Annotated in this window: 22 protein-coding genes; 12 read left to right on the top strand and 10 right to left on the bottom strand. The window is 73.8% G+C overall.

The window, feature by feature from the left end; translation table 11 throughout:
* Positions 1–131: 131 nt before the first annotated feature.
* The 8 genes from ACFUK0_RS09410 (at position 132) to ACFUK0_RS09375 (ending at position 7,769) form a co-directional block, all read left to right on the top strand.
* Entirely contained in the window at positions 132–1,550 is a 1,419-nt protein-coding gene (locus ACFUK0_RS09410; protein ID WP_380247876.1) for a hypothetical protein, read from the top strand.
* Between the two features lie 53 nt (positions 1,551–1,603).
* Positions 1,604–2,971 (top strand): ATP-binding protein, encoded by a 1,368-nt coding sequence (locus tag ACFUK0_RS09405; RefSeq protein WP_380247874.1) that lies wholly within the window; start codon positions 1,604–1,606, stop codon positions 2,969–2,971.
* On the top strand, positions 2,968–3,393 hold the full coding sequence (locus tag ACFUK0_RS09400) for a roadblock/LC7 domain-containing protein (RefSeq protein ID WP_380247873.1): 426 nt from the start codon (positions 2,968–2,970) through the stop codon (positions 3,391–3,393). The genes ACFUK0_RS09405 and ACFUK0_RS09400 overlap by 4 nt, the downstream gene beginning before the upstream one ends.
* Positions 3,390–3,746 carry a DUF742 domain-containing protein gene (locus tag ACFUK0_RS09395; protein ID WP_380247871.1) on the top strand — a complete coding sequence of 119 codons (357 nt, stop codon included), beginning with the start codon at positions 3,390–3,392 and terminating at the stop codon, positions 3,744–3,746. The genes ACFUK0_RS09400 and ACFUK0_RS09395 overlap by 4 nt, the downstream gene beginning before the upstream one ends.
* Entirely contained in the window at positions 3,724–4,332 is a 609-nt protein-coding gene (locus ACFUK0_RS09390; RefSeq protein WP_380247869.1) for an ATP/GTP-binding protein, read from the top strand. Before ACFUK0_RS09395 ends, ACFUK0_RS09390 begins: the two co-directional genes overlap by 23 nt.
* Complete coding sequence (locus ACFUK0_RS09385) at positions 4,329–5,858, top strand: cytochrome P450 (protein WP_380247867.1); 1,530 nt, start codon at positions 4,329–4,331, stop codon at positions 5,856–5,858. The genes ACFUK0_RS09390 and ACFUK0_RS09385 overlap by 4 nt, the downstream gene beginning before the upstream one ends.
* Entirely contained in the window at positions 5,840–6,982 is a 1,143-nt protein-coding gene (locus ACFUK0_RS09380) for a cytochrome P450 (protein ID WP_380247865.1), read from the top strand. The genes ACFUK0_RS09385 and ACFUK0_RS09380 overlap by 19 nt, the downstream gene beginning before the upstream one ends.
* 148 nt (positions 6,983–7,130) lie before the next feature.
* Positions 7,131–7,769 carry a MerR family transcriptional regulator gene (locus tag ACFUK0_RS09375; RefSeq protein WP_380247863.1) on the top strand — a complete coding sequence of 213 codons (639 nt, stop codon included), beginning with the start codon at positions 7,131–7,133 and terminating at the stop codon, positions 7,767–7,769.
* Between the two features lie 19 nt (positions 7,770–7,788).
* On the opposite strand, the gene ACFUK0_RS09370 is transcribed toward ACFUK0_RS09375, so the two are convergent.
* Positions 7,789–9,693, bottom strand: a complete 1,905-nt coding sequence (locus ACFUK0_RS09370) for an alkyl/aryl-sulfatase (RefSeq protein ID WP_380247861.1) — start codon at positions 9,691–9,693, stop codon at positions 7,789–7,791.
* A gap of 283 nt (positions 9,694–9,976) precedes the next feature.
* Here ACFUK0_RS09370 and ACFUK0_RS09365 point away from each other — a divergent pair, with 283 nt between their 5' ends.
* Positions 9,977–10,513, top strand: coding sequence for a potassium channel family protein (locus tag ACFUK0_RS09365; protein ID WP_380247859.1), 537 nt, complete (start codon positions 9,977–9,979; stop codon positions 10,511–10,513).
* A 5-nt stretch (positions 10,514–10,518) separates the two neighbouring features.
* On the opposite strand, the gene ACFUK0_RS09360 is transcribed toward ACFUK0_RS09365, so the two are convergent.
* The 3 genes from ACFUK0_RS09360 to ACFUK0_RS09350 all read right to left on the bottom strand — a co-directional run bounded on the left by ACFUK0_RS09360 (position 10,519) and on the right by ACFUK0_RS09350 (position 14,026).
* A complete protein-coding gene (locus ACFUK0_RS09360) occupies positions 10,519–12,108 on the bottom strand; it encodes a protein kinase (protein WP_380247858.1) in 1,590 nt (529 codons plus the stop codon).
* 200 nt (positions 12,109–12,308) lie between these two features.
* Positions 12,309–13,265, bottom strand: coding sequence for a hypothetical protein (locus ACFUK0_RS09355; protein ID WP_380247856.1), 957 nt, complete (start codon positions 13,263–13,265; stop codon positions 12,309–12,311).
* The gene (locus tag ACFUK0_RS09350) at positions 13,262–14,026 is read right to left on the bottom strand and encodes an RNA polymerase sigma factor (RefSeq protein WP_380247884.1); all 765 of its coding nucleotides are present in this window, start codon (positions 14,024–14,026) and stop codon (positions 13,262–13,264) included. Before ACFUK0_RS09350 ends, ACFUK0_RS09355 begins: the two co-directional genes overlap by 4 nt.
* Positions 14,027–14,353: 327 nt before the next feature.
* On the opposite strand from ACFUK0_RS09350, the gene ACFUK0_RS09345 reads away from it, so the two are divergent.
* Complete coding sequence (locus ACFUK0_RS09345) at positions 14,354–15,040, top strand: hypothetical protein (protein WP_380247854.1); 687 nt, start codon at positions 14,354–14,356, stop codon at positions 15,038–15,040.
* A 121-nt stretch (positions 15,041–15,161) separates the two neighbouring features.
* Entirely contained in the window at positions 15,162–15,896 is a 735-nt protein-coding gene (locus tag ACFUK0_RS09340) for a tyrosine-protein phosphatase (protein ID WP_380247852.1), read from the top strand.
* Between the two features lie 5 nt (positions 15,897–15,901).
* On the opposite strand, the gene ACFUK0_RS09335 is transcribed toward ACFUK0_RS09340, so the two are convergent.
* From ACFUK0_RS09335 to ACFUK0_RS09325, 3 genes are all read right to left on the bottom strand, one after another.
* Positions 15,902–16,195, bottom strand: coding sequence for a hypothetical protein (locus ACFUK0_RS09335; RefSeq protein WP_380247851.1), 294 nt, complete (start codon positions 16,193–16,195; stop codon positions 15,902–15,904).
* The gene (locus ACFUK0_RS09330; protein ID WP_380247849.1) at positions 16,192–17,295 is read right to left on the bottom strand and encodes a hypothetical protein; all 1,104 of its coding nucleotides are present in this window, start codon (positions 17,293–17,295) and stop codon (positions 16,192–16,194) included. Before ACFUK0_RS09330 ends, ACFUK0_RS09335 begins: the two co-directional genes overlap by 4 nt.
* A 411-nt stretch (positions 17,296–17,706) precedes the next feature.
* A complete protein-coding gene (locus ACFUK0_RS09325; protein WP_380247847.1) occupies positions 17,707–18,120 on the bottom strand; it encodes a hypothetical protein in 414 nt (137 codons plus the stop codon).
* 296 nt (positions 18,121–18,416) lie between these two features.
* On the opposite strand from ACFUK0_RS09325, the gene ACFUK0_RS09320 reads away from it, so the two are divergent.
* Entirely contained in the window at positions 18,417–18,920 is a 504-nt protein-coding gene (locus ACFUK0_RS09320) for a peptidylprolyl isomerase (protein ID WP_380247845.1), read from the top strand.
* Positions 18,921–19,009: 89 nt separating this feature from the next.
* Here the strand turns inward: ACFUK0_RS09320 and ACFUK0_RS09315 are convergent, their stop codons facing one another.
* The 3 genes from ACFUK0_RS09315 to ACFUK0_RS09305 form a co-directional block, all read right to left on the bottom strand.
* Positions 19,010–19,483, bottom strand: coding sequence for a GNAT family N-acetyltransferase (locus tag ACFUK0_RS09315; RefSeq protein WP_380247843.1), 474 nt, complete (start codon positions 19,481–19,483; stop codon positions 19,010–19,012).
* Between the two features lie 79 nt (positions 19,484–19,562).
* Positions 19,563–20,054, bottom strand: a complete 492-nt coding sequence (locus tag ACFUK0_RS09310; RefSeq protein WP_380247841.1) for an NUDIX domain-containing protein — start codon at positions 20,052–20,054, stop codon at positions 19,563–19,565.
* Between the two features lie 72 nt (positions 20,055–20,126).
* Complete coding sequence (locus ACFUK0_RS09305) at positions 20,127–21,383, bottom strand: serine hydrolase domain-containing protein (RefSeq protein ID WP_380247839.1); 1,257 nt, start codon at positions 21,381–21,383, stop codon at positions 20,127–20,129.
* Between the last annotated feature and the right edge of the window lie 151 nt (positions 21,384–21,534).

The raw sequence follows: 21,534 nt of genomic DNA, 5'->3' as shown, positions 1-21,534 counted from the left end.
GTCATCTGACGGGCCGCGGGCTCCGCTGCGTCACCGCTCGGCGCCGCCACTCGGGTGGCTGGACGGATTGATCCGTTATCTCCTGGTATGCACCGCCCTGCCGCCGTGCGGGGCCGCGACCGGAGGTACGGATGCCGAGCAGCGTTCCGCCGCAGGACGGGCCCGCCCCCGCCGGACCGCCCGAGCCCGAGCCCGAGCCCGACCTCGCCGAGCTGCGCCGACGGCTCACCGCCCTGGAGGACCACGAGGCGGTCGGGGCGCCGCGCCGGCACCGCGCCCGGTCGCTCCTCGCCGTACTGCTCGTGCTGCTGGCCTGCCTCCTGACGCCGGTGGGGATCGTCGGCCTCTGGGCGAAGTCGCAGGTCGCCGACACCGACCGCTACCTCGCCACGGTGGGGCCGCTCGCCCAGGACCCGGCCGTACAGGCCGCCGTGACCAACCGGGTGACGGACGAGATCATGTCCAACCTGCCGGTGGACGCCCTGATCAGCAACATCGCCCCGGGGGACCGCCCGCTGCTGGACGCCCTGATCGGGCAGGTCGGCGGCGCGATCAACAGCGGGTTGACCGGCTTCGTCCGCTCCCAGGTGGAGAGTGCGGTGGCCAGTGACACGTTCTCCGCCGCCTGGATCGAGGTCAACCGGTCGGCGCACGCGGCCGTCCAACGGATGATCACCGGCGAAGGCGGTGGGGCCGTCCAGGTGAAGAACGACACCGTCACCCTGGACCTCGCTCCGGTCATCGCCCAGGTGAAGACCCGCCTGGTGGCCCAGGGGCTGCCGTTCGCCTCGAAGATCCCCGAGGTGCACACCGACTTCACGCTGGTCGAGTCCGACAGCATCGGCAGGGTCCGGACGGGCCTGCGGGCGCTGGAGCTGGCCGGCGGCTGGCCGGCCGTCGCCGCGGTGCTGTGCGCGGTGGGCGGGGTGCTGGCGGCCGGCCGGCGGCGGCGGGCGGCGGTGACCGCCGCGCTGGGGATGGCGGCCGGCGCCCTGCTGTTGGGTACGGGGCTGAGCGTCTTCCGGGCCGTCTACCTCGACCGGCTGCCCTCGGGAGTCGACCAGGCCGCGGCCTCGGCGGTGTACGACGCGCTGGTGCACTTCCTGCGCGCGGCCGTCCGGACGGTGGTCGTGCTGGGCCTGCTGATCGCGACCGGTGCCTGGCTGAGCGGCACGGGGCGCGCGGCCACCCTGGTCCGGGGCGTGTGGCAGGCCGGCTTCGGCGCCGTGCGGAGCACCTTGGAGCGGACCGGGCTGCGGCTGGGCCCGGTCGGACGGTTCGTCCACCGCTGGAAGGCCTGGCTCGGCTGGGCGGTGGTCGGGGCGGCCGTGCTGGTCTTCCTGCTGTGGAGCTACCCGACGGCGGTGGTGGCGATCTGGCTGGCCGTGGCGGTGGCGGCGGCCCTCGGCATCCTCGAAGTCCTGGACGAACCGGGCGACTCCGGACGACGACTCCTTTGCGCACAAAGCTGCCTGACGATTCATTACCGAAATGTTCATCAGATCACCATACGAGATGATCCTCTGACAATGCGTGGTCGGTCCGTCTAGGATGTCCGAGGCCTGTCACCCACCGGCGGACGATCTCCCGCCACGAGGATCTGATGACCCCACACATACCGGACGCGGCCTCGTTGTTCCTGGCCGCCGGTGCCGTCCTCGCCGTCGTCCTCCTGCTCAAACAGCGGCGGCGGGCACGCGCCCTCGGCGAGCGGGTCGACCGCCTGGAAGGCGCCGTCCGCGCCCGGGACGAGGAAGCCCGGCTGCTGGCCACCGTGCACCTCCCGGCGGTCGCCGCCGGACAGCACGGAGCCCGGGGCGGACCGCACGGCGCCACCGTTCCCGGCGACCAGCGACTGGCCGGAACGGACTTCGCCCAGCACCTGCAGAGCGTGCTCGACCAGTGCACGACCGCCGCCGGACGGGCCAGGGGCCGGGCCGACCAGTCCGCGAAGGCCGCCCTCAAGGGCGCCGTCCGCGCCCTCCAGGGTCTGGCCAACGAACAGCAGCTCTCCATCTCCGACATGCAGGACCGCCACGACGACCCCGCCGTGCTGCGCGACCTGCTGGAGATCGACCACGCCAACTCCCAGTTCGGGCGCCGTGCGCAGGCCATCGCCGTGCTGTGCGGCTCCTGGCCGGGCCGCCAGCGCCGGGTCTCCCCGCTCTCCGACGTGGTGCGCGGCGCGAAGTCCCGGGTCCGCGACTACCGCCGGGTCCAGATCCGCACCCAGCTCGAACTCGCCGTCGTCAGCCGGGCGGTGGAGCCGGTCGTCCTCGCCGTCGCCGAACTGCTCGACAACGCGGCCCGGCACTCGCAGCCCAACACCAGCGTCGAGGTCAACCTGCAGACGGCCCACAACGGCGCCTGCATCGTGATCGACGACGCCGGGGTCGGCATGGACGCCCGCGAGGTCCAGCGGGCCGGCCAACTGCTCTCCGGCGAACAGGAAGTGGACGTCACCCGGCTCGGCGACCCGCCGCAGTTCGGGTTCGCCGTGATCGGCGTGCTCGCCGCCCGCTACGGCTTCAGCGTCTCCGTCGACACCCGCTCGCCGTACGGCGGGGTGCGCGCCGTGCTGTTCCTGCCGAGCGCGCTGCTCACCCAGCCCGAACCGGAGGCCGAACCGGCTGCGGCCCACGCGCCCGCGCCCGCGCACGTGCCCGGTCCTGCGGCGCCCGCGCCCGGCTCCGCCGTCGCCTCCACGCCGGGGCCGCTGCAGCACACCGCCGGCGGCCTCCCCAAGCGCCGCCGGCGCAGCGCGGGCGCCGACGACCGGCCGGACGCGGCAGAGCGGTCGGCCCCGGTGCCGGCCGGGCCGGCGGGCGACCAGCTCGGGGCCGAGGCCGACTGGGAGGCCGCGTGGGGGCGCTCCGCCGAAGACATCGCACGCCGGATGGGCGCCTTCGCCCGCGGCACCCGGGCGGGCCGCGCGGCCACCCACGACCCCGAAGGGACCGACCAGGCATGAACAGCCCCCTCAACAGCCACCTGAACAACGAACTCGGGTGGATGCTCGACGACGTCCTGCTGGTGCCCGAAGCCCGCCACGCCATCCTGCTGTCCGCCGACGGCATCCTGCGCGCGCACTCCCGCGGCATCTCCCGCGACGAGGCCGACCGCCAGGCCGCCGCCCTCTCCGGGCTCCAGTCGATCAGCCGCTCGACCTCCGGCTTCGCGGGCCGCGAGGGAACCCCCTGGCGGCAGACCCTGATCGAGTTCGCCGACGGCTACGTCTTCCTGGTCGCGGCCGGACCGGGCGCCTACCTCGCGGTGTCCGCGAGCGAGGCCGTCGACATGGAGGCCGTCAGCTACCGGATGCAGAAGCTGGTCGACCGCCTCGGCAAGGAACTCACCAGCCCCCCGCGCACCGACGTCGGCAGCCGGGCATGAGCACACCCCGGCGCGGCCAGGGGCTGGTCCGGCCGTACGTGGTGACCGACGGCCGGTCGCACCCCAGCCGCAACACCTTCGACCTGATCACCCTGGTCAGCGCGATGCCGGACCGGCCGCTCGCCGGCCTCGGCCCCGAGCCGCGCCGGATCGTCGGACTCTGCCTGGCCGGCGCCCTCTCGGTCGCCGAGGTGGCCGGCCACCTGCACCTGCCGGTCAGCGTCACCAAAGTGCTGCTCGGCGACCTCGTCGACAGCGGCCACATCATCACCCGGGCTGCCGTACCGCGCACCCCGCTCCCCGAATCCCAGCTCCTGCGGGAGGTACTGCATGGCCTCCGGGCCCGCCTCTGACATCTACCTCGCACCGACCGTGCGCACGGCAGTCAAACTCCTGGTCGTCGGCCACTTCGCGGTCGGCAAGACCACCTTCGTCGGCACCCTCTCCGAGATCCCGCCGCTGCGCACCGAGGAGCGGATGACCCAGGCCGGCGCCCTGGTCGACGATCTGGCGGGAGTGCACGGCAAGGACACCACCACCGTGGCCCTGGACTTCGGCCGGCTCACCCTCAGCGACAGCATGGTGCTCTACCTGTTCGGCGCCCCCGGGCAGCAGCGCTTCACCCCGCTCTGGCGGGACATGGCGTACGGCGCGCTCGGCGCCCTCGTGCTGACCGACACCCGCCGGCTGGAGCAGTCCTTCGCCGTGATGGACCTGCTGGAGGAGCACGACCTGCCGTACGCCGTCGCCGTCAACCGCTTCGACGGCGCACCGGAGTTCGCCGAGGACGAGCTGCGCGAGGCACTCGACCTGCTGCCGGACACGCCGCTGGTCAGCTGCGACGCCCGGAACGCCGCATCGGCGACCCGCGCCCTGGTCACGCTCGTCGAGTACCTCCACGACCGCGTCGAGGACCCCACCGAACTGGAGCCAGCGTGACCCACCCCGCCCCTCCCCCGGGCTGCCCGGCGCACGCCGGCGACGGCACTCCGCCCGCCTACGGATTCCCCCTGTACGACAAGGAGTTCGCCACCGACCCGAACGCGGTCTACGAACACCTGCGGCAGTACGGCGCCGCCGCCCCGGTCGAGCTGTACCCGGGGGTGCGGGCGACCCTGGTCACCTCGTACGCCGCCGCGCTGGACGTGCTGCGGACCCCGGAGACCTTCTCCAAGGACGCGCGGCGGTGGAGGGACCTCAACAACGGCGCGATCGCCCCGGACAGCCCGGCGCTGCCGATGATGGCGCCCCGGCCGAACGCCCTGCTCACGGACGGCGCCGAGCACGCCCGGCTGCGCAGCGCCATCAACGACAGCCTGGATCAGGTGGACCCGGTCGCCCTGCGCGGGTACGTCGAGCGCAGTGCCGACCTGCTGATCGACCGGTTCGCCGGGCTCGGCGAGGCCGACCTGGTCGCCGACTACGCGCGCACGCTGCCGCTCCTGGTCTTCAACGAACTCTTCGGCTCCCCGGCCGAGTTCGGCAACCGGCTGGTCGCCGGGATGTCCGGGATCTTCGACGGGGTCGACGCCGAGCGGGCCAACCAGGAGCTCACCGCCTGCATGCTGGAGCTGGTCGCCCTCAAGCGCACCCGGCCCGGGGCCGACATCACCTCCTGGCTGATGGCCCACCCGGCCCGGCTGACCGACGAGGAGATGCTGCACCAGCTCGTGCTGCTGATGGGCGCCGGCACCGAGCCCCAACTCAACCTGATCACCAACGCGTTGCGGCTGCTGCTGTCCGACGACCGGTTCGCGGGCAGCCTGGCCGGCGGCACCCTGCCGGTCGACGACGCCCTCGACGAGGTGCTCTGGACGGACCCGCCGATGGCCAACTACGCGGTGCACTTCCCCGTCCGGGACGTCGAACTCGCGGGCGTACGGCTGCCGGAGGGCGACCCGGTGGTGATCAGCTTCTCGGCCGCCAACACCGACCCGGCGCTGACCGCCGAGCACCGCACCGGCAACCGCGCCCACCTGGCCTGGAGCGCGGGCCCGCACGCCTGCCCCGCGCAGAGCCCGGCCCGGCTGATCGCGACCGTCGCCGTCGAGAAGCTGCTGGACCGCCTGCCGGATCTCGAACTGTCCGTGCCGGCCGAGGAACTGCCCTGGCGCCCCGGCCCGTTCCACCGGGCACTGGCTGCCCTGCCCGTCCGCTTCCCCCCTGTCGCGGTGGCCGCCGAAACGGCACCCGCGCCCGCCGACACCCGTACCGCAGCTCCAGGCACCGCTGCTTCTGGCATCGCCGCACAGCACAGCGCCGTACCGCACAGCGCCGCACCCGGACGTCCAGCCGAGAACACAGGAGAGACCACATGGCAGCCCCTTCAGCCGCTTCCGCCGCTTCCTGCCCCTACGCCCTCGACCCGACCGGCAGCGACATCCACGGGGAGGCCGAACTCATCCACCGGGACGGGCCGGTGGCGCAGGTTGAGCTCCCTGGCGGCGTGGTTGCGTGGTCGGTAGGCAGCCAGGAGCTGCTGAAGCAGCTGCTCACCGACCCGCGGGTCTCCAAGAGCGCCCGACAGCACTGGACGGCGTTCATCAACGGTGAGATCCCGGAGGACTGGTCGCTGAACCTCTGGGTCGCCGTGGAGAACATGTTCACCGCGTACGGCACGGAGCACCGGCGGCTGCGCAGGCTCGTCGCCAGTGCCTTCACCGCGCGCCGCACCGAGGCGCTCCGGCCGCGGATCGAGCAGATCACCGCCGACCTGATCGACGGGCTGGCCGCCGTCCCCGCCGGGCAGCAGGTCGACCTGCGCGAGGGGTACGCGTACCCGGTGCCGATCCAGGTGATCTGCGAGCTGTTCGGCGTGCCGGAGGAGACCCACCCGGCCCTGCGGGCCTGCGTGGACGGCATCTTCAACACCAACGCGACGCCCGAGGAGGCGCAGGCCAACGTCGTCGCCGTGTACGGCATCCTGACCGAGCTCGTCGCCCTCAAGCGCAAGGAGCCGGGGGACGACCTGACCAGCGTGCTGCTCTCGGTCCGCGACGAGGACGCGGAGGCGGAGGCCGCCGAGGGTGAGTCGGGCGCCGCCAGGCTCAGTGAGAGCGAGCTGGTGGACACCCTGCTGCTGGTGCTGAGCGCGGGCCACGAGACCACCGTCAACCTGCTCGACAACGCCATCCACCTGCTGCTGACGCACCCGGAGCAGCTGGCGCACGTCCGAGCGGGCCGCGCCTCCTGGAACGACGTGATCGAGGAGGTGCTGCGGCTGCGCTCGCCCGTGGCCAGCCTGCCGCTGCGCTATGCGGTCGAGGACATCCAGGCCGGCGACGTGCTGATCCGCAAGGGCGAGGCGATCCTCGCCGCGTACGCCGCCGCCGGGCGCGACCGGGCGGTGCACGGGGCGGACGCGGACGTCTTCGACGTGACCCGGACGAACAAGGAGCACCTGGCGTTCGGCCACGGCGCGCACTTCTGCCTGGGCGCGCCGCTGGCCCGGATGGAGGCGGAGATCGCCCTGCCGAAGCTGTTCGACCGCTTCCCGGGCCTCGCGCTGGCCGAACCGGCCGAGGGGCTGCGCCCGGTGGAGTCCTTCATCTCCAACGGCCACCTGACGCTGCCGGCCGTCCTGGGCTGACCCTGCGGCGGGCTGGGGCGGGCTGGGGCGGGAGCAACGGCCCGCCCCCCGCCCGCCGCTGCCCGGCCGTCGGAGCGGAGTGGAGATGTAAGCTATCCATAATCCGCCGAGGCGGGACCGGGACAGGGCCGGAGCAGGAGGAGAGCCGATGCGCATCGGAGCGCTGAGCACCCGGACGGGCGTCCCGGTGCCGACGATCAAGTACTACCTGCGCGAGGGGCTGCTCCACCCCGGCGAGCTGACCAGCCCCAACCAGGCCCAGTACGGCGACGGCCACGTCCGCCGGCTCAAGCTCGTCCGCGCCCTGCTCGACGTCGGCAAGCTCTCCATCGCCGCCACCCGGACGGTGCTCGACTCCGTCGACGCGCCGGACAGCTCCCTGCACGAGGTGCTGGGCATCGCCCAGCAGGCCCTCACCCCGCCCGTCCCCGCCGACGACGGCTCCGCCGACCTGCGGGAGGCACAGCAGCTCGCCGACCGGCTGATCGCCGACCGCGGCTGGCAGGTCGAGCCCGGCAGTCCGGCCCGGGAGTCGCTCGCCCGGATCGTCCTCACCTACCACGACCTGGGGCAGGCCGACCTGCTCGTGCTGCTCGACGACTACGCCGCCGCCGCGGAGCGGCTGGCCGTCGCCGAGGTCGCCGCCGTCGGCCGGCGGCCCGACCCGGACAGCCTGGTCGAGGGCGCCGTCCTGGGCACCGTCCTCGGCGACGCGCTGATCACCGCCCTGCGCCGGCTCGCCCAGGAGAACGCCTCCGCCAGGGCCTTCGCCGCAGCCGACTCATAACTGACGGCCCCGCCGCCCCTCAGGGCGTGACGATGCCGAAGTCGGGGTCGAAGTCGTCCAGCAGACCGGCCAGCGTCTGCAGCACCAGGTCGTCCCCGTCCAGGGTGATCGCGCCGGACGCGGCGAGCGCCGCCGCACCGGCGGGCTTGAGCAGCACACCGACCAGGGCGGCCTTGGGGCCGGAGACGGTGAGCAGGGTGTCCGGCGACGCCCCGCGCCGGGCGTTGAGCACGCCGCGGGCGATCCACATCGTCCAGGTCTCGTCGAGGTCGGTGAAGTGGAAGTCGATGCGCAGCTCCGCCGTCGCCGCCCTGTCGCCGATCAGGTGCACGGCGGCGAAGTCGAAGAGGATGTCGATCGGCATCGCGAGGATCGTGTCGGGGCTGGCGGTGGCGAACGAGGCGGGCTGGACACCCTCGCGCAGTTCGCGGGCGGCGGTCAGCAGGATGCCGCGCCACTGCGGGCCCTCGGCCTGGTAGCCCATCTGCTCGTAGGCGTCGGCCTGGAGGTCGCGGGCCGCCTGGTGGCCGGGCTGGGCGAAGACCAGGGTGTGCAGGATCTGCACGGCCCAGCGGTAGTCGGCGGCTTCGATCGCGCGCCGGCCCTCGGCCATGATCTGCTCCGCCCCGATCAGGGCCACGAACCGCTCGGCGGTCTCGACCGGCGGGTGCGGGTGCAGGGAGACCGGGTCGCCGTCCCACATCCCGAGTTCCTTGGTGAACACGGCGCGCACGTCGTGGTGGAGCGTGCCGTGGTAGCCGCGATTGAACCACTTGCGGCCGAGCTCCTCGGGCAGCTCGATCACCTCGGCGGCCTCCAGCGGCGTCCAGCCCTTGTTGGCCAGCCGCAGGGCCTGGTCGTGGATGTACTTGTAGGTGTCGCGCTGGGACTCCAGGAAGGAGGTGACGGCGGTGTTCTCCCAGACCGGCCAGGTGTGCGGGCCGTAGTGCACCTGGACGTCGTCGCCCCACCGCTGCAGGGTCTCGTCCAGGTAGCGGGCGAAGTTGCGGGCGTCGCGGGTGCGGGCGCCGCGCAGGGTCTGGATGTTGTGCAGGGAGTGGTTGGCGTTCTCGGCGCAGGTCAGCGCGCCGAGTTGGGGGATCCAGATGTGCATCTCCTCCGGGGCCTCGGTGTCCGGGGCGTAGAGGAACTCGAACTCCAGCCCGCCGAGGTCCCGTCTGGTGCCGGTCTCGGTGACCGGGTCGGTCGGCGAGATGTACGAGACCGTGACCCCGGGGACGGTACCGATGCCGATGCCGCAGGTGACGCAGCCGGTGGCGTTCTGGTCGAGGAGGCTGTTGAAGGCGTACCCGGCACGGCGCGACATGGCGTTGCCGGCGATGACGTTCTCGCCGATGGCGTGCTTGTCGAAGGAGGCGATGGTGCCGGGGGCGATGATCGGCACCCTCCCCGAGGCCACGTCCTCGGCGCTGACGATGCCCTTGACGCCGCCGTAGTGGTCGATGTGGGTGTGGGTGTAGATCACGGCGGCGACCGGCTTGTCGCTGACGTGCTCGCGGATCATGGCCATGCCCTGGGTCGCGGCCTCGACCGAGGCCGTGCAGTCGACGATCACCAGGCCGGTGTCGCCCTCGACGACGGTGAGGTTGGCGATGTCGTTGTTGCGGACCTGGTGGACGCCGTCGACGACCTTGTAGAGGCCACCCTTGCGGATCAGCTGGGACTGCCGCCACAGGCTCGGGTGCACGGTGTCCGGGGCCGGGACGTCGTCGCCGATGTAGTCGTAGCGGGCCTGGTCGAAGATGACCCGGCCGTCCGCCGCGTACAGCTTGTCCGGGAACGGGGCTATGAAGCCGCGCTCGGCGTCGGTGAAGTCCTGCCGGTCGTCCATGTCGTACCGGGCGACCGCCTCGCGGTTGGCCGTGCTCGTCGCGGGCGTCGCGGGCTTGGGGGTGTAGGCCATGGGGGCCGCTCCTGTCGCTCGTCACCTTCGGCCGGCCGCGGACGATCCCGTGGCCGAGGGCGGCACCGCCCAGCCCACACGCTTGCCGGGCACCCGTCCGGCGGCAACGCGACAGGGCCGTTCAGGTGACAGGGCCGTTCAGGTGACACCGCCCACGCGCCGGGCGGCCCCGAACGGAGCAGCCCTCCGCGCGGCGGCGCGCGGGCGGCAGCAGGCTGGAGGGCGACGTGCCCGTGGCCGGGCCCGCCCCGCCCCTCCCCCGTCAGCAGCAGGAAGGTGCCTCGTGAAGCTGCGGAACCCTGCCGCGCTCCGCAGCTGGGGCCTCCTGATCGGCGGCCTGGTCCTGCTGCTGGTCGCCTACTTCACCCTGCCGCTGGACGCCTTCGGCCCCGACCGGCCGGTGTTCAGCTGGATCATGTTCGGGACGGCCATCACCGCGCTGGCCGGGCTGCTGCTGCGCAAGATGTGGCAGATGCTGACGCAGACCGGCGGCCGGCCGGGTGTGGGTCTGGTGTTCCTGATCGAGCTCTCGATGGTGGTCTTCTCCGCGACCTACTTCGCGCTGGACCACGAGTTCAGCGGCCTGCACACCCGGCTGGACGCGCTGTACTTCACGGTGGTCACGATGGCGACCGTCGGGTACGGGGACATCGCACCGACCAGTCAGACGGCCCGGCTGCTGGTGACGGTCCAGATCTTCTACAACTTCGTCTTCCTGGCCACCGCCGCGGGCACCGTCAGCTCCCGGGTGCGCAGCCGGGTCGGCAGCAGGGTGGAGAGCGGCAGGCGCGCCTCCGAGGGCCCGGACGGGGACGGCTGACGGGCTCAGCTGTCCCCGTCGTCCGCGGCAGCCGCCTGGAGGTGGACGGCGTTGACCAGCACGGTCAGCCGGCCCTGCCAGTTCAGGGTGGTGGCGGCGTCGATGGCGTGCTTCTTGGCGAGGTCCCGGACGATCTTCTGGGCGTTCTTCAACTCCTGCTCGGCGTCGGACTCCTGGTGGCCGGCCAGCGCCTGGGAGGCGTCGTCCAGGGATTTCAGGAGGGCGTTCTGCCGGTCGCGCTCCTTGGGCAGCTGGGCCTGCGCCACCATCTGGCGGAGGGCCGCGATCCCGGCGGCCGACCCCTGGACGCGGGTGGGCGTCGGTGAGGGCGAGGGCGAAGCCGTGGCGGTGGGTGCCGGTCTGGCGGCGGACGGCGAGACGCCGGCGCTCGCGCTCGCGGAGGCCTTCCCCGTGACGTGCGGCGGGGAGGCGGCCGACGGCCCGTCGTCGAGGGCGACGACGGCGAGTGTCGCCACCCCGGCCAGTCCGGCCACGCCCAGCGCCCCGAGCAGCAGCGGCCGTCGGCGACGGCCGGGCCGGGCGGCTCCCGGACGGTGGCCGGTCTGGGCGGCGGCGGGGACGGGCGGCATCAGCGTGGTGGCGGGCCCGGCCGCTGGGTACCCGGCAGCGGCGGGGACGGGCGGCAGGAGGGTGGTGTGCTGCTCCTGCGCGAAGCCGTGCGGAGCCTGGAAGTCCGGGGCCGGAAAGTCCGGGGCCGGGAAGCCCTGGGCGGGCGGCGCGGTGGCGAGCAGTTCCGTCGTCCGGTCGCCGCCCGCGGCGGGGACGGTGGCGAGGAGTTCGGCGCGGGCGGTGGCGGCGTCGTACGGGCGGTCGGCGGGATTCTTGGCGAGCAGCCGCAGCACCACCGCGTCCAGCGCGGGCGGCAGGCCGGGGCGGCGGGCGGAGGGCGCCGGGGCCGGTTCGGTGACGTGCTTGAAGGCGATGGCCACGGGTGCGTCGGCCGTGAACGGGGGCTCGCCGGTGAGCATCTCCGTCATCACGCAGCCGACCGCGTAGAGGTCGGAGCGGCCGTCCACCTCGGCGGCGGTGGCCTGCTCGGGCGAGAGGTAGGCGGCGGTGCCGAGGACGGTGGCGGCCTGGGTCAGCCCGCTGCCGGAGGATCCGGCCCGGGCGATGCCGAAGTCGACGACCTTCACCCCGCCGTCGTACGTGATCATGATGTTGCCGGGCTTGATGTCCCGGTGCACCAGACCGGCCGCGTGCGCCACCTCCAGCGCCTCGCAGACCGCCGCGCCGATGCCCACCGCGCGCTCGACCGGCAGCCCCGGCTGCTCTGCCAGCAGGCTGCTCAGCGACCGGCCCTGGACGAGCTCCATGACGATGTACGGGGAGCCCTGGTCGACACCCGAGTCGAAGACCATCGCGATCCGCGGGTGCACCAGCATCGCCGCGTGCTGGGCCTCCCGGCCGAACCGTTCGGCGAAGCGGGGATCGTCCGCGAGGCCGCCGTTGAGCACCTTGACGGCCACCTGACGGCCCAGCACCCGGTCGAGCCCGCGCCAGACGGTGGCCATGCCGCCGACGCCGAGTATCTCCACCAGCTCGTAACGCCCGTTCAGCGCACGTCCGATCACCTGGAACCGCTCCCCTCACAGTTCGCGCCCAGGGCTCCTGGTCGCCTCGCGCACCTGTGCACGATAGCCGTCCGCCGCCGGGAGGCAGGCGCCCGCGGGGGCGGCCCGGGAGCCGGCGGGCCGTGGCGCGGGTGTTGCGAGGGGGCCGGACAGGCGGTGGGTCCGGGGGGATTCACCCACCGCCCGTCCGGGGATCGGGGTTACCTCCTGGCGGAGGCGGAGGCGGACCGTCCGGGCTGGTCCCCCGGCCCGGCGGTCGGGGCCGGGGCCGGGAGCTGCGCCCCGGTACCGGCCGTGGTGGTGGGGTCGGGGGCGCCGTTCCGGCGGGCCGGGCCGGCCGCACCGGCGAGGGCCGCCGTGCAGTAGCCCTTCACCTTCTCCGGCGTGCCGACCAGCTTGAGCAGCGGGGCGTAGCGCGGCTCGGCGGCCAGGGCGCGCAGGGCCGCGGCGACGTCCTCGGAGTCGGCCAGGTCCTGGCAGAGGACGAGCACCGCGGAGATGTCGGCGGGGCCGCCGGTCGCCTCGTCCTCCTCGCCGCCGCCCTGGGCGCGGGCACCGCCGGGTGCCGACGGACTGCCGGTGCCCGGGCGGCCCGAGGGCCGGGCCGACGGCCGGGCCGAGGGTGCGGCGGGACGGGCGGCGGTGGGTGCGGCGGACGCGGTGACCGGGTCGGACGGCTCGGCGGCGGCCGGTGAGGTCGCCGGGACCGGGACCACCGGGGCGGCGGCCCGGCCGGCCGGATCGGGCCCGCCGCCGAGCGCCGACGGCAGGTTGCCGGTACCGGCCGCGACGGCGACCCCGCCGAGCGCGCTGGCCAGGAGCGCGACAACGGCAGCCTTCACGCTGAAGGCCTTGGCCGGCGCGGCGGTCGCCATCGGTCGTCTCCGGATCGGTGCGGCGGGAGCAGGGGCAGGGTCGGGAACAGCGGCGGGACGGGCAGCCGCCCGGAACGCGGCCAGGGCCGCCGCCTCACCGGGGAGTTCGCCGACTGCGGCCGGGGCGGCCGCGGCGGCGAGGAGTCGGGCGAGGGCGTCGTGCCCGGTGCCCTCGTCCTGCCCGGTGGGGGAGGCCTGACCGCCCGGCGAGCCGGCCACCGCAGCGCCGAGCAGCTGCTCGGCGGTGTCGTGGTCGATCCGGCGGGATCGGTCGGTGCTCATCTCATGTCCTTCAGCGTCGCGATCCGCGGTTCTGTCACACCCTGCGGAGGAATTCTTCTCAGGAGTTCTCTGCGGGGTATTCCGGCCCCGGCCCCACCCTCCTGGTCCAGCAGCCGGGCCAGGGCGCGCAGGCCCCGGTGCGAGGCCATCCGGACGGCGCCGGCGCGTTTGCCGAGCACCCGGGCGGCGCTCTCGGCGTCCAGTTGCATGACGACGCGCAGCAGGACGGCCTCGGCCTGGTCGCGCGGCAGCCGGGAGATCAGTGCGAGTGCGTCGGCGGTGCCCTCGGTGGCGAGGGCACTGCCCGCCGTGTCGTCGCCGGCGGCGAGTTCGGCGAGGTACTCCAGCGGCAGGTCGGCGACCGGGCGGCGGCGCCTGCTGCGCAGGTGGTCGAGGGCGCGGTTGCGGGCGACGGTGGCGGCCCAGCCGCGGAACCCGTCCGCGTCGCCGGTGAAGGTGTGCAGGTCGCGGGCGATCTGCAGCCAGGTCTCGGAGGCGATGTCCTCGGCGTCCTGGGTGTCCGCGGGCCGGCCGCCGACGAGTGCCCGCAGGTAGCGCAGGAGGCCGGGCTGGACGGCGCGGAACAGCTGCCGGAAGGCCTCCTCGTCGCCGCCCTTGGCCGCCCGGACGGCCGCCGTGAGGTCTGCTGGGGGCTCGGCGGCCCCACTCGGCCCGCCGGGCCCGCCGGGACGGTCCTCAAGAGGGCCGACACCGCTGTCGGTGCCCGCGCCGGGGCGATCTGGACTGTGCACTCGCCCCATCATGCGGCATCCCGATTCCGGTGAGTACGGGTCGGTGGTGAACGCGGCGTCACGGCGGCGGGCCGAAACCCCTCTGCCGGGCGGGCCCAAGGTCCCGGAGGCCGCTGCCGTTCGCCCGCAGCCCCGGTGCCGGGCCCCCGCCTACGTTGGTCAGTAGCCGAAGCAACACCAGATCTCCACGGACTCCTCACGAAGACCGGCCCCTGCTCGCCCCCGGGCGACACGCCCCGGGCCCGGCCCGCCTTCGTCCCCCTCCGTCACGTTGCCGCCCGGCGCCCCGACCCGCATGCCGTACCCCCGCATGCCCCGCCGACCCGGGAAGACGTGATGAGAGACACCCACGAGCTCTGGACGCAGGCACTGCGCGAGCAGTTCGCGCCCGCCCTGCGCGCCCTGGGCCTCACCGGGTGGCGCACCACCTTCAGCCTCCCCGACGAGGCCTGGTGGGCGACCGTCGGCGTCGTCCGGCGCCCGCTCGACGACCGGGTGCGCTACACCCTCGACCTGAGCCTGGTCAGCAAGCGGGACTGGGCCGCCTCCGCCTTCCCCGGGCTGCGGCCCGACCCGCGCGCCGTGTACGGGATCGAGACCTGGCGCGCCCGCATCGGCGAGCTGCTGCCGGTCGGCGACGACGTGTGGTGGGAGGTGCTCCCCGGGCCGCGCTGGCAGGTCGCCGTCGAGGACTCGGTCGCCGCCGTGCGGCACTACGCGCTGCCCGAGCTGCTGCGCCGGATCGACCCGGCCCACGACGACGGCAGCGAGACGTACCTCGCCCGCGCCGACCTGGAGGACGTCAACGCCGCCCTGCTGACCGCCTCGGTCGCCCGCATCCAGCGCGCCGAACTCGTCGACAAGGCGCTCGTCCTCTCCGGCGCCTGGACCAGGGCGGACCGGGTGGCCCACCAGGTGCTCCGGAGCGTCGCCGAGGGCTTCCTGTCGGCGGGCGACGAACGGTTCCGGCTGGTCCGCTGCCAGGACACGCTCGACCGCGAACTGTGGGTCTTCGAACCGTAGGCCACCGGCCCCCGGAAGCGGCGGCGGGCGACCTGCGGGCACCCGCCCCGGAACCACCGGGCCGTCCCGGGAGTCCTTGATCAGAGGGGGCGACCGCCCCCGCCGGCCACGGGGGGAACCGATGACAGCGATACCGACGCCGACCGACGAACGCGCCCTGACCTGGGACGGCTGCCTCAACGTCCGGGATCTCGGCGGCCTGCCCACCACGGACGGCGGCTACACCCTGCGCGGCGCCGTCGTCCGCGCCGACAACCTCGACCGGCTCACCGCCGAGGGCTGGGACGCCCTGCAGGCCCACGGCGTCCGGACGGTCGTCGACCTGCGCGACGCGGCCGAGTACAAGCCGCTGCTCCCGCTGCCGGAGGGCCTCGACCTCGTCCGGATCCCGCTCGACCAACTCGCGGGCCCGGCCTGGTGGCAGCGCTGGGGCGACCTCGACGGCACCCCGCTCGCCCTGCGCCCCTACCTGGACGCCTGCCCGCACGCCACCGCCGCCCTGGTCGCCGCCGTCGCGCGGGCGAAGCCCGGCGGGGTGGTCGTGCACTGCGGCGCCGGCCGCGACCGCACCGGACTGGCCGCCCTGCTGCTGCTCGCCCTCGCGGGCGTCGAACCGGGCGCGATCGTCGCGGACTACCTGGCCAGCGGCCCCAACCTGCGCCCGCTGTGGGGGATGCTCGGCCGCCCCGACGAGGACGCCGCCATCGCCGCCGTCCTGGACGCCGAGGGCACCACCGCCGACGGCGCCCTGCGCGCCACCCTGGACGGTCTCGAACCGGCCGCCCACCTGCTCGCCGCCGGTCTGCCCCCGGCCGACCTGGCCGCCGTCCGGGTGCGCCTGCTCGGGCCCGCCTGACCTGGTCACCACAGCCTCAACTGCCTTGCGGCGGAGGGCTCGCGGACGATGCCACCGAAGGCATCGGGCGGGTGGATCGCCTCCGGCACCAGCTCAGGAATCTCCAACTCGGGGTGCAGCGCGCACCAGTGGGACATCGCGCCCTGCGCGCCGCCCTGGGTCGGCAGGCCGCACTCGGGGCAGCGGTGCCACCACCAGTCGCCCGCGTCCATCCGGCCCGGGTCGAGCAGCACGAACTGCACGCAGATGCCCGGCACTTCGACCGACGGCAGCAGACCCGGGCGGCGGGGAGAGCTCATCGCCGCCGCCCGCCGCGCCCGAATCCGACCCGCTCCCGGACGGCCCGCATACCGGCCCGCATGTCGTCCCAGCCGGGCAGGCCGGGCCGGATGACCTCAGCCTGCAGCCACTGCGGCGGATCCCCGGCACCGGGCGGGACGGATCCGGCCGGGACGGGCCCCGGCGGGGCGGCGGGCGGTGCCGGGGCGGCCGCCCCGGCAGGAGCGCGATCGGACACCTGGCCCTGGCGGCGCGGTTCACTGACGGACTCCTGATCTTCGGGAACGGCGGGAAGGACGGGATCTGCGGGTTCTGCGGGTTCTGCGGGACGGACGGGCCCGGCCGGCCTTCCGCCGGAGCCCTCACCGCTCAACAACGCCTGCGCGCGCGGAGTGGTTACGGCTCCTACAACCTCAGCCATCTTCCTTACCTGGTAAGCGACTTCCTGGTTGGGCCCGCACCTGCGGAGTTCCGCACCGGCACCTGCGGACCTGTCCGGCTCCGCACGTGCGGAGCCGGTCTTCTTCGGCACCCCCTCGGGGAGATCTGCACGTACGGCGCTGCGCGGAGCAGGCACCCGCACGGGCGGCAGATCCGCACGTGCGGAGCCGGGTGCCGCGGGCCCGGCTGCGGGCCCTGCTGCGGGCCCTGCGGCCGCTACCGCCCGCCGCTGCTCCTGCCGCACCCGGCGCGGGTCCTCCCGCAGCACCGCGAGCGCCGCCGCCCACCTGGGGACGTCGCCGATCGGGAGCACGCACGCGTAGCCCCGCACCCGGGCGCCGGTCGGCCCGAAGGCCAGCGCCATCAACCCGGCCTCGGCGGCGGCGCGGTAGAAGCGGGGGATGGAGTCCTTGGACGTGCGGCAGGCACGCGCGAACCACTCGTTCGAGGGCGGGCGGTGCAGGTTGGTGCCGTCGGCGTCGGCCTTCTGGGCGGCGTGCATCAGGAAGAGCACGAACGCGGGCCCGAAGGACTTCCAGGCGCCGCCGGTCGGGACTTGCTGCATCCACTGGCCGAGGCGGGTCCGGTACTCGTTGGCCGGGGCCGTCCACGTGCCGGGGAGGGCCTTGCGGAAGTCGGGGGGCAGATCGGGCACGGTCGTCGTCTCGCAGGTGAGCATGTGCACCTCCCGGCGGTCACCGGACCGGACCGTCCCGCCGAGGCTCCGCACCGCACGTGCGGTGCGTAGACTCGGAGGAATCGGGCCCGGCCGGCAACGGCCACTCGATGTCGGCTTCCTGGGTTTAATCCGCCAAGATCAAAGGGCTCAGGCAGTCGACGGGTTGTTTAACCGGTCCCCCGGATGCTACATCCGGGGGACTTCCCGTTTTTCCTTCTCAGCCGGACAGTTGACCGGGCATCACTTCGGACACAATCCTTGTCCGGCCCGCACCGAACCGGTCGTCCGAATCATTCCAACGTCCGGGCGAAACCGTCGCGGGCAACCGGAGGAAGGCAGCGAAAAGGGGCGGACGCACCGGAAATCCGGCACGCCCACCCCCTCACCCGGCGGACAGGACCACCCGGGCGGCTACCTGCGGATGGTCAGGTAGATGTACTTCCCGCCGGCCCCCTTGTTGAGGTCCACCGCGATGAGGGTGAAGCCCTGGGGCGGGGCGGGATTCGGATTGTCGGAGGAGACGACCACCATGTGCTGGATGGGAGCGGGGCCCGGGGTCCGCGAGTAGCACGTCCAGATGTACTCGCCGCCGGATCCCTTGTTGAGGTCCACGCCGATCAGCTCGTAGCCGGGCGGTGCGGTGGGGTGCTCCCCGGTCGCGAAGTAGATGTTGGTGATGGGAACGTCGGAGAGGGCTCCGCCCTTCTCGAAGGCGAAGTAGAGGTAGGCACCCCCGGCACCCTGGTTGAGGTCGACGGGGTCCTTGAACCACGTCTCGGGAGTGGGCTGGTTGCCTTCCAGAACGGTCAGGTTGGTGACGGCCACGGGCTTCCCCTTTGACCTGCGCTGGGCTCCGGCGAGCCGAACTGGTACGTGTACGATGCCCGCTCCGGATCCGGGAACTCGGTGGCCCCCGGCGTTCACCCGAAAGGGTCCGGACGAGCCGTGCACGCCTGTCCCGGGGGCTCCGGGGAGCCGCCGCACCCGTCCGGGCGCGCGCCCGGAGCGCACGCCTTCACCACCGCGCTCCCGCGACCGCGCGGGGCGCCCGCAGGGCCCGATCGGGCGCCGGTGGGGCGAAGAGTCGGCCTCCGAGGGCGTCAAGTGTCAGAATGGCTGATATGACGATCAAGGTTTACTTCGACATCACCATCAACGGCGAGCCCGCGGGCCGGATCAACTTCGACCTGTTCGACGACGTCACCCCCAAGACGGCGGAGAACTTCCGCGCGCTGGCGACCGGCGAGCACGGCTTCGGCTACAAGGGCTCGTCCTTCCACCGCATCATCCCGCAGTTCATGCTCCAGGGCGGCGACTTCACCCGGGGCAACGGCACGGGTGGCAAGAGCATCTACGGCGAGACCTTCGCCGACGAGAACTTCCAGATCAAGCACACCAAGGCCGGCCAGCTCTCGATGGCCAACGCGGGCCCGGGCACCAACGGCTCGCAGTTCTTCATCACCACCGTGGCCACCCCGTGGCTCGACGGCAAGCACGTCGTGTTCGGCGAGGTCTCCGACGAGGAGAGCCTGGCCGTGGTCACCGCGATCGAGAAGCTCGGCTCGGGCAGCGGCGCCCCCAAGGGCGGCGCCAAGATCACCATCGCCGACTCCGGCGTTCTCTAGGCCCCACCGGCCCAGCAGCCGTGTGAGCCGGCTGACGCACGTCGTCAGCCGGCCACGGCCGTCGGTGGTCAGCCGGTGGCCGTCGGTGGTCACCCGGCGGTGCCCGGCACCCAGCGCATGGTCAGGTCGGGCAGCTTCTCCATGTTGCGGCTGCCGTCATTGGTGTCCAGCACCGTGAAACCGTGCCGCTCGTAGAACGCCCGCGCGTCCGTGTTCTGCTCGAAGACCATCAGCGACAGGCCCTCCGGGCTGTGCCGCCTGACCTCGTCCAGCAGCAGCGTGCCGACCCCCTGCCGGCGGATGTCCGGCCGCAGGTACAGCTGGTCGAGCATGTCGCCGTCCAGCGCGGCGAAGCCGACCGTCTCCCCACCCCGCACCGCCACCCACACCCGGCACTCCGGCAGCACGACGTTCTCGAACCACCACACCACTTCGCCCCGGACGCGCTTCTGCGGCGGCAGGAACGGCATGGCTGCCGCCCGCGAAGCCAGATGGACGGCCGCGAGGGCCTCCGCATCCGTCGGAACGGCAGGCCTGATCACGGTCTTCTCGGCATCGGTCACCCGGGGACGCTACAAGCCCCGCCGCCTGCGCACCACCGGTTATCGGACAGACAGGCTTTCCTGCCACCGGCAAGCGGCCTCAGAAGCCCGAGACCGGGGACGTGACGATCCGGACGCGGCCGTCCGTGCGGGCTTCGAGGGCGGCGGCCAGGCGCAGGGAGCGGGCCGGGCCGAGGAGTTGCAGGGCCTCGGGGACGGGGGCCCAGCGGTAGGTGTCGAGTTCGCCGGCCGGGACGGTGACCGGGGTGCCGGTCGGGACGGTGCCGAGGTCGAAGAGGAAGTGCGCCGCCGGGTGGTCGAGTTCGGCGGAGGGGTGGGTCCAGGAGATGGCCAGCAGGGCGCCGGGCTCCTTGACGATGCCGGTCTCCTCCTCCAGTTCGCGGCCCGCGCACACGTCGGGGCCCTCCCCGAGGTCGATCGTGCCGCCCGGGAACTGCCAGTGCTCGCGGTAGCCGGCCTTCACGATCAGGACGTTGCCCTCCTCGTCCTGGAGGAGGCAGCCGGCGGCGGCGTAGGCGCGGGGCAGTGAGGCGAGCCAGGCCTCACGGGCGAGCAGCGGGTCGTCCGACATGACGGGCTCCTTCTGGCGGGTGTGCGGGCGTCGCCGCCCACTCTGCCACGGGGCGCGGAGCGGCCGGCCCGGTCAGTACGACCGGCCCGAACCGAGGGACGTCGTCACGACGGCCCACATGTGCGGGAACTCGCGGCCGTCGATTCCGGTCGGGTTCATCGAGTAGACGAGGTGGCGGCTCAGGTCGCGGGTGGCGAAGACGCCGCTGGTGTAGCCGGGGCGGCTGCCGGTCTTGCCCCACACCACGACGCCGTTCGGCAGGGTCGCGGTCATCAGGCCCATGCTGAAGCAGGCGTGGCCGGCGGTCGGGCCGACCTCGCAGTTCTTGTTGCGGTAGTTGGGCACGGCGGGAACGGTGAAGAGCTTCGCCTGCTGGACGGGCGGCAGCAGCCGGCCACGGAAGAGGGCGGTCATGAACCGGTCGAGGTCGGCGGCGGAGGAGATCATGCCGCCCTCGGCCCACGGCCAGGGGCTCTGCTCGGTGACGTCCACCAGGACGCCGGGGGCGTCGGCGCCGCCGGGGCCGGGGACGGTCAGGTAGCCGTGGGCGTGCGGGCCGGGGAGCGAGGTGTCGTCGGCGGCGGGCACGTACGTGTCGTGCAGGCCGAGCGGCCGGGCGATCCGGGTCTGCACCTCGCGGGCGAAGGAGCGGCCGGTGACCTTCTCGACGAGCATCCCGGCGATGAAGGTGTTGATGCCGTTGTACTGCTGGGCGGTGCCGGGCGTGAAGCTCATCGGCTGGGCCACGGCGGAGGCGACCACCTCGGCGGGCGTCCAGCCGTCGGTGCGGTGGTCGGCGAACCACTGCTCGCTGCCGTCCCCGGAGGTGAGGCCGGAGCCGCCGGGCAAACCGCTGGTGTGGTCGAGCAACTGCCCCACGGTGACGGGCGGGTAGTCGGCGCGCAGCAGGCCGGGGAGGTAGTGCTGGACGGTGGCGTCGAGGTCGAGGCGGCGCTCGGCGCCGAGCTGGAGGACGACGGTGGCGGTGAAGACCTTGGAGATGCTGCCGATCCGGAACCGGCCGTCGGCCGGCACGCCCTCGCCGGCCGTACCGGACCACTCGCCGCCCCGGCCGGTGACCCGGACCAGGGCGCCGCTCACGGTGGCGTCGGGCAGGTCCGCGAGGGTGGCGGCGAGCGCGGCGCGGTCGAGCGGCGCGACGCCCCGGGCGTCGGACGCGGCGGCCCGGGCCGGGCCGGCGGCGAGAGCGGGAGCGGCGAGGCCGGCGGTCAGCGCGACGAGCAGGGCGCCGGAGGCCGCCAGGGTGGTCCAACGGGGACGCCGGACAGGCTGGTCGGCGGAGGCGGGGACGTGGGCGGGGGATCGCACGGAGGGCTCCAGGGATTCGGTGAGCGGCGTCTGCTGCCGGTCACCAGCCTGGCCGAGCACGCGGCCGCCGCCATCCGGGGCCAGCCCCGAGCCGCCCCGGATCCGTCTGGGGGATGCCCCTGAGAGGCGGGCTGAACACGCGTCAGGGGCG

Source organism: Kitasatospora sp. NPDC057223, assembly GCF_042669755.1.
GTDB lineage: Bacteria > Actinomycetota > Actinomycetes > Streptomycetales > Streptomycetaceae > Kitasatospora.
Note: the sequence above shows the minus strand (reverse complement) of the source record. Positions and strands in the feature narration are given on the sequence as shown.

What these genes read in the sequence shown, in the direction of transcription:
- ACFUK0_RS09410 (WP_380247876.1), top strand. Translation starts at nt 132, where the DNA reads ATGCCGAGCAGCGTTCCGCCGCAGGACGGGCCCGCCCCCGCCGGACCG.
- ACFUK0_RS09405 (WP_380247874.1), top strand. Translation starts at nt 1,604, where the DNA reads ATGACCCCACACATACCGGACGCGGCCTCGTTGTTCCTGGCCGCCGGT.
- ACFUK0_RS09400 (WP_380247873.1), top strand. Translation starts at nt 2,968, where the DNA reads ATGAACAGCCCCCTCAACAGCCACCTGAACAACGAACTCGGGTGGATG.
- ACFUK0_RS09395 (WP_380247871.1), top strand. Translation starts at nt 3,390, where the DNA reads ATGAGCACACCCCGGCGCGGCCAGGGGCTGGTCCGGCCGTACGTGGTG.
- ACFUK0_RS09390 (WP_380247869.1), top strand. Translation starts at nt 3,724, where the DNA reads ATGGCCTCCGGGCCCGCCTCTGACATCTACCTCGCACCGACCGTGCGC.
- ACFUK0_RS09375 (WP_380247863.1), top strand. Translation starts at nt 7,131, where the DNA reads ATGCGCATCGGAGCGCTGAGCACCCGGACGGGCGTCCCGGTGCCGACG.
- ACFUK0_RS09370 (WP_380247861.1), bottom strand. Translation starts at nt 9,693, where the DNA reads ATGGCCTACACCCCCAAGCCCGCGACGCCCGCGACGAGCACGGCCAAC.
- ACFUK0_RS09355 (WP_380247856.1), bottom strand. Translation starts at nt 13,265, where the DNA reads ATGAGCACCGACCGATCCCGCCGGATCGACCACGACACCGCCGAGCAG.
- ACFUK0_RS09350 (WP_380247884.1), bottom strand. Translation starts at nt 14,026, where the DNA reads ATGGGGCGAGTGCACAGTCCAGATCGCCCCGGCGCGGGCACCGACAGC.
- ACFUK0_RS09345 (WP_380247854.1), top strand. Translation starts at nt 14,354, where the DNA reads ATGAGAGACACCCACGAGCTCTGGACGCAGGCACTGCGCGAGCAGTTC.
- ACFUK0_RS09340 (WP_380247852.1), top strand. Translation starts at nt 15,162, where the DNA reads ATGACAGCGATACCGACGCCGACCGACGAACGCGCCCTGACCTGGGAC.
- ACFUK0_RS09335 (WP_380247851.1), bottom strand. Translation starts at nt 16,195, where the DNA reads ATGAGCTCTCCCCGCCGCCCGGGTCTGCTGCCGTCGGTCGAAGTGCCG.
- ACFUK0_RS09330 (WP_380247849.1), bottom strand. Translation starts at nt 17,295, where the DNA reads ATGCTCACCTGCGAGACGACGACCGTGCCCGATCTGCCCCCCGACTTC.
- ACFUK0_RS09320 (WP_380247845.1), top strand. Translation starts at nt 18,417, where the DNA reads ATGACGATCAAGGTTTACTTCGACATCACCATCAACGGCGAGCCCGCG.
- ACFUK0_RS09310 (WP_380247841.1), bottom strand. Translation starts at nt 20,054, where the DNA reads ATGTCGGACGACCCGCTGCTCGCCCGTGAGGCCTGGCTCGCCTCACTG.